The organism is Elusimicrobiota bacterium (genome assembly GCA_016182905.1).
In the GTDB taxonomy this organism is placed as follows: domain Bacteria; phylum Elusimicrobiota; class Elusimicrobia; order UBA1565; family UBA9628; genus GWA2-66-18.
The window spans coordinates 1-5,917 of record JACPFR010000043.1; the positions used below are offsets into that span (position 1 = coordinate 1).

7 protein-coding genes are annotated in these 5,917 nt (G+C 69.7%); all 7 read left to right on the forward strand.

All coding sequences use genetic code 11. The annotated features are described in order from the left end of the window. The coding region (locus HYV14_13440) for a HEAT repeat domain-containing protein (GenBank protein ID MBI2386990.1) at positions 1 to 220 on the forward strand (220 nt) is incomplete at its 5' end. 78 nt (positions 221 to 298) lie between these two features. Next, positions 299 to 616 carry a hypothetical protein gene (locus tag HYV14_13445; GenBank protein MBI2386991.1) on the forward strand — a complete coding sequence of 106 codons (318 nt, stop codon included), beginning with the start codon at positions 299 to 301 and terminating at the stop codon, positions 614 to 616. Positions 617 to 650: 34 nt separating this feature from the next. Further along, positions 651 to 2,102, forward strand: a complete 1,452-nt coding sequence (locus tag HYV14_13450; GenBank protein ID MBI2386992.1) for a hypothetical protein — start codon at positions 651 to 653, stop codon at positions 2,100 to 2,102. A gap of 38 nt (positions 2,103 to 2,140) precedes the next feature. Next, a complete protein-coding gene (locus HYV14_13455) occupies positions 2,141 to 3,154 on the forward strand; it encodes a glycosyltransferase (GenBank protein MBI2386993.1) in 1,014 nt (337 codons plus the stop codon). After that, positions 3,126 to 4,229, forward strand: a complete 1,104-nt coding sequence (locus tag HYV14_13460) for a glycosyltransferase (protein MBI2386994.1) — start codon at positions 3,126 to 3,128, stop codon at positions 4,227 to 4,229. Before HYV14_13455 ends, HYV14_13460 begins: the two co-directional genes overlap by 29 nt. After that, entirely contained in the window at positions 4,213 to 4,974 is a 762-nt protein-coding gene (locus HYV14_13465) for a glycosyltransferase family 2 protein (protein ID MBI2386995.1), read from the forward strand. Before HYV14_13460 ends, HYV14_13465 begins: the two co-directional genes overlap by 17 nt. Next, on the forward strand, positions 4,971 to 5,786 hold the full coding sequence (locus HYV14_13470) for a polysaccharide deacetylase family protein (protein MBI2386996.1): 816 nt from the start codon (positions 4,971 to 4,973) through the stop codon (positions 5,784 to 5,786). Before HYV14_13465 ends, HYV14_13470 begins: the two co-directional genes overlap by 4 nt. The last annotated feature ends 131 nt before the right edge of the window (positions 5,787 to 5,917 follow it).

Genomic DNA, 5,917 nt, shown 5'->3' on the forward strand with positions numbered 1-5,917 from the left:
CGGCCGCGGCGCGGCGGCCGAGCCGGCGGTCCCCGCCCTGCGGCGCGCGCTGACCGACCCCGACGCCCGGGTGCGCGCGAGCGCCGCGCTGGCGCTCGGCGCGGTCGGCAAGGCCGCCGCCGGCGTCCTGGACGACCTCCGGCGCGCCCTCAAGGACAAGGACGCGGAGGTGCGCTTCAGCGCCCAGCTCTCCCTCCGCCGCCTCGACGCGGCTCCGTAGAGGGGAACTTTTTCGGGCCCTCGATCGTATGGTAAATGGGACTTAGGACCCTTGTCCCAGGACCGATCGGAGGTTAAAATGAACGAAGCGCCATTCGAACCCGGCGACGCCCCGACCATGAAGGAATTCATCGAGCTCAAAGAACAAGTCTTCAAAACGGACGAGAAGGTGACCCGTATCGCGGCCGCCGCGGCGCGCCTCGAGGGCGATATCTTCGAGATCAAGCGGGACGTCTCCGAGCTCAAGGGATTGGGCGGCAAGTTCGACCGTTTCCAGGCGGTGCTGGACGGCATGACCCGTCAGATGGAGTCGTTCGAAAGGTGGTTCCGATTTCAGGGGAACATGCTGGTCGAGCACGAAGGCCGTCTCTCGAAACTCGAGCCAAAACCGCAGTAATCCCGCACCGTTGGGCGAAATGATATAATCATGGTTGTCGCCCAAAATCCTCGTTATCCGGCTTTCCAGCCTCGGTGACGTCGTCTTGACCGGGCCGGTCTATAAGAGCCTAAAAGCCCATTGGCCCGCTTGCCGGGTCACGGTCCTCGTCAAACCCCAGTTCGCGGCCGCTCTCAAGGGCCACCCGGGCGTGGACGAGGTCATCCCCTTCACCGGCGTCCTGGACGCCGTGCGCTTCATCCGAGCCGGTGACTTCACTCATCTTCTGGACCTGCACGGGAACATCCGCTCGTTCCTGATCCGGACCTTGGCGCGGGTGCCGAACACCGCGACCTACCGCAAGAACGCCCTGGCCCGGCGCCTGTTCGTGGCCTTGCGCCTCTCCACCTCCGGGCTGCAGCGGCACACAGTGGACCGCTACCACGAGGCGCTGGCCGCGTGGGGCGTGCCGCGCGCGCCCGGGGCCCCGGGCTTCAAGAAGGTCCTCGTGATGCAGACCGCCTTCCTCGGCGACAGCCTGCTCACCTTGCCCCTGCTGCGCCGCCTCAAGGAGATCCTGCCCGGCGCGTCCGTGACCGTTCTGACCCTGGCGAAGACGGCGGACATCTTCCGCGGGACGGCGTGGGCCGACGAGGTCCTCATCGACGACAAGCGCGGCGTCCACGGCGGCCTGACGGGGCCCTGGTCGATCGCCGCTGAGCTGTCGACCAGGGAGTTCGACCTGGCCGTCATCCCCCACCGCTCCTTCCGTTCCGCGCTGATCGCGAAGCTGGCCGGCATCCCCCGGCGCATCGGCTTCGACTCCAGCGCGGGGAGCTTCCTGTTGACCGATGCCGTCCCTTTCGCCTGGGCCACGCCCGACCTCGAGCGCAACCTCTCCCTGACCTTGCCTCTCGGCGCCGGCGCCGCGCCGTCCTCCGGCGAATCCCGGTACGTGGCGCCGCCCGCGATGACCCCGAAGCTCGCCGCCCTCCTGCCCGGGGGACCGCTGGCCGGCGTGCACCCCGGCTCGGCCTGGGCCACGAAGCGCTGGCTGCCCGAGCGCTTCGCCGAGCTGTGCGTCCGGCTCGAGGCCGACGGCCTGACCCCCGTCCTCGTGGGCGGGCCCGACGACAAGGCCCTCGGCGCGAGCATCGCCCGCGCGTGCGGAGCGCTCGACCTCGTCGGCAAGACCGACCTCGAGGACCTCAAGGCGCTGATGGGACGCCTGTCGGTGTTCGTGACCAACGACTCGGGGCCGATGCACCTCGCGGCCGCGGCGGGCGTGCCGGTCGTGGCGATCTTCGGCGCGACGACGCGCGAGCTCGGCTTCTTCCCCTACGGCCCCGGCCACCGCGTCGTCGAGGCGGACCTCGCCTGCCGGCCCTGCGGCCTGCACGGCGCGCGCGAGTGTCCCGAGGGGCATTTCCTCTGCATGCGCCTGCTCACCGTGGACCAGGTCCACGCAGCCTGCCGCGACGTCTTGAAAAAGGAGGCGGCCGCCTGAACATCATCCACATCGAGGACGAGCCCTGGGACTCGGGCATGGCCCATTACGCGCTGACGCTCGCCGTCGAGCAGGTCCGCCGCGGCCACCGCGTCGAGTTCTGGGGCCGCGCCGACTCGCCGGTGCTGACCGAGGCGCGGCGCCTCGGCCTCGCGGTGCGCGGCTGGGAGGGCGGGCTCGGCGGCGTCCTGACCTGGGGCTCGCAGCGCCGGGAGGCGGGAGCGTTCGCCCCCCGCGTCATCAACGCCCACACCGGCTCGGCGCACACGACGGCCCTCGTGCTCGCCGCCAAGCGCCCCTGCGCCGTCGTGCGCACCCGCGGCGACGCCCGCCCGCCGAAGGGCGGGGCGCTCGCGCGCTTCGTCGCCGGGCGCACGAGCGCCTTCATCGCGGTCAACCGGGCCCTCGAGAGCGCGTACAAGTCCCTTTTTCCCGGCGCCCGGGTCGCGCGCGTCGCCCAAGGCATCGGCGGCCCGCCCCAGGCGGCGGCGCTGCCGGACGCCCCCGTCGCGGGGATGGTCGCGCGCTTCGACAAGGTCAAGGGCCACGAGATCCTGCTCGACGCGGCCGCCCGGCTGAAGGGCTCCGTCCCCGGCCTGCGCGTGCGCTGCGCCGGCGAGGGCGTCCTGCTCGAGCGCCTGCGCTGGCAGCTCAAGCCCGCCGGCCTCGAGGGCGTCGTCGAGTTCCCCGGCCGGGTCGCCGACAAGTGGGCGTTCATGTCCGCCTGCCGCGTCGGCGTCGTCCCGTCGCTGGGCTCGGAGGCGGTGTCGCGGGCCGCCCTCGAATGGATGTCCCTGGGACGCCCCGTCGTCGCCTCGAGCGTCGGCGGTCTCCCCGATATCGTCGCGGACGGCGTCACCGGCCTCCTCGTGCCGCCCGGCGACTCCCGGGCGCTCGCCGAGGCCCTCTCGTCGCTCCTGCTCGACCCGGCGAAGGCGGAGGCGCTCGGCCGCGCCGGACGCGCGCGCTGGGAGAGTGAGTTCGGACTGGCCTCTTTTTTCGAGGCGACTCAGCGGATCTACGATGAAGCCACGGCCCATCTACCATCTTGACGGCGAGCCGGGCTTCCGCGGCGGGGAACGCCAGCTCCTCTACCTCGCGGCCGCGCTGCGGGCGCGCGGGCGGGCGAACGTGGTCTGCGCCCGCGCCGGCGGCGAGCTCGAGGCCGAGGCCCGCCGGCAGGGCTTCGAGACGGCCTCCGCGTCCGCGCTCCCTCTCCTCCGGCGCGCCCGCTCCGAGGGCGCGATCATCCACGCCCACACGGGCCATGCCGCCGGCGCGGCCGCCTGGGCGTCCTGGGCCGGCGTGCCCGTCGTCTCCCATCGCCGCGTGGACTTCCCGGTGACCGGCCTCAGCGCGCGCTGGAAGTACGGCGCCGCGGGCAAGGTCGTCTGCGTCTCGAAGGCCATCGCGGACGTCATGAGGACCGCCGGCACGCCCGAAAACAAGCTCGCGGTGATCCCGGACGGCCTGCCCGCGACCGCGGAGGAGAGCAAGTGGGCCTGCGTCGATCCCGCCCGCTTCGCCCCGCCGACGCCCGAGCAGCGCGCGGCCTGCCGCCGCGAGCTCGCCGCCGAGTTCAACCTGCCGCAGGACGCGCTCCTGATCGGCAACCTCGCCGCCTTGGTCCCGCACAAGGACCACGCCGCCCTCCTCGCCGCGGCCGTCATCGTCCTCCTCCAGCGTCCGAAAGTGAAGTTCCTCATCGCCGGGCGCGGCCCCGAGGAGGAGAGCCTCTTCGAGAGCATCAAGCGCATGGGCCTGTTGGGCAAGGTCATCCTGATGGGCCATCGCGAGGATCCCGTCCCCCTCCTCAAGGCCCTGGACGTCTACGTCCAGTCGTCGTGGGGCGAGGGCATGGGCTCGGTCCTGATCGAGGCCGCCGCCTGCGGCGTCGCGATCGCCGCCACAACCGCCGGCGGCATCCCCGAGGTCGTCGAAGACGGCGCGACCGGGCTCCTCGTCGAGCCGCGCCACCCCGAGGCGATGGCGAACAACCTCATCCGCCTGATCGACGACGCGCCGCTGCGCCTGCGTCTCGCGGCCGAGGGCCGTGCGCGCGTCAGCCGCTTCGGCCTGACGCGGATGGCCAACGAGATGGAGAAGATATATGACTCCCTCTCTTAGCGCCATCCTGATCGCGAAAAACGAAGAGAGGGACCTTCCGGGGTGCCTGGACGCGTTAAAAGGTCTGGTGAAGGAGATCGTCGTGGTTGTTTCGGATGACACGACGGACGGCACCGAAGAGATCGCGAAGCGATACGGCGCCAAGACTCTTCGTCGTCCGTTCGACGATTACGCCAGGATGCGCCAAGCCAGTTTGGACGTCGCCGAAGGCGACTGGTGTTTATGGATCGATCCCGACGAGCGGGTGACTCCGTCGCTCGCCGAGGAGATCCGTGGGGCCCTTTCAGCGAATCCTCCATTCGTCGCCGTTGACATCCCGTTCTCCGTCCGTTTTTTGGGGCGTACCATGCGCTGGGGCGGTCTCGGGCACGAGTCCCACATCCGTTTGTTCAAACGCGACAAAGCCCGCTTCACCGGCGGCGCCCTCCACGAGAGCCTGATCATCGACGGTCCCGTTTCGGCGTTCCGCGGGAAGATCGTCCACGAGCCGTACCGCGACATCCCCGACTACCTCTCGAAATTGGACCGGTACACGACCTTGGCGGCCCAGAAGCGCTTCGACGCCGGCAAGCGCTTCTACTTCTTCCAGCACCTCATCCTGCCCTGGGAGTTCTTCGCCCGCGTCTTCCTGAAGCTCGGCTTCCTCGACGGGTACCAGGGCCTGGTCTGGGCCGGCTTGTCGGCTTTCCACAGCTGGCTCAAATATGTGAAACTGGGCCGGATGCGCAAGGAGAGAAGGTCATGATCGGCGTGCTGTCCGCCGTCGGAGCCGCCGCCGCCGCGGGCCTCAGCGCCCGCTGGAACTGGTGGCGCCCCGCCGTGTCCGGCGGCATGCCCGCGCTCATGTACCACAAGATCGGGGACTATCCCCCCGGCTCCCGGCTCAAGAAGCTCTGGGTCTCCTCCGCCGACTTCCGCAGGCAGCTCCGGTACCTGAAGGACCACGGCTTCACCGCGATCGACTTCCGCGATTGGCGCGACGCGGAGAAAGGCGTCAAGCCTCTTCCCGAGAAGCCCGTCCTGATCACCTTCGACGACGGCTACATGAACAACTACACCGAGGCCTTCTCCCTCCTCAAGGAGTTCGGGATGAAGGGCTGCGTCTTCCTCGTGTACGAGACGATGGAGAAGCACAACGGCTGGCACGACCCCGAGACCGAGCCGTGGCTCAAGATGCTGACCTGGGCGCAGATCAAGGAGATGCAGGACTCCGGCCTCGTCGAGTTCGGCTCCCACACGATGCGCCACCGGAACCTCTCCGAGCTCGCCCTGGACGAGGTCCGCTGGGAGCTCACGGAGAGCAAGGCCCGTCTCGAGGAGAAGCTCGGCCGCGAGGTGCTCGGCTTCGCGTACCCCTACGGCGCCGGCGCGTACAAAGCCGACGTGCGCCAGGCCGCTCTCGACGCCGGCTACCGGTTCGATTTCTCCATCAAGCAGGGCATCTCGCCGCTTCCCTGGAACCGCGAGAAGGAGGCCGTCCGCCGCCTGCTGGTCCGCGGCGACGACAACATGTTCGACTTCCACCTCAACATGACGCGGGGCAAGGCGCGCTTCTGATATGGACGAGCCGAGTCAACTGCGCCGTCGTTGCTGACGACCGGACCGTCCCTGGAAGATCCTGGACCCGAAGGCGAAGCTGATCTCGACGGTCGATCATTCTGATATTCGCGGGTTACGCTCGCGCGCAG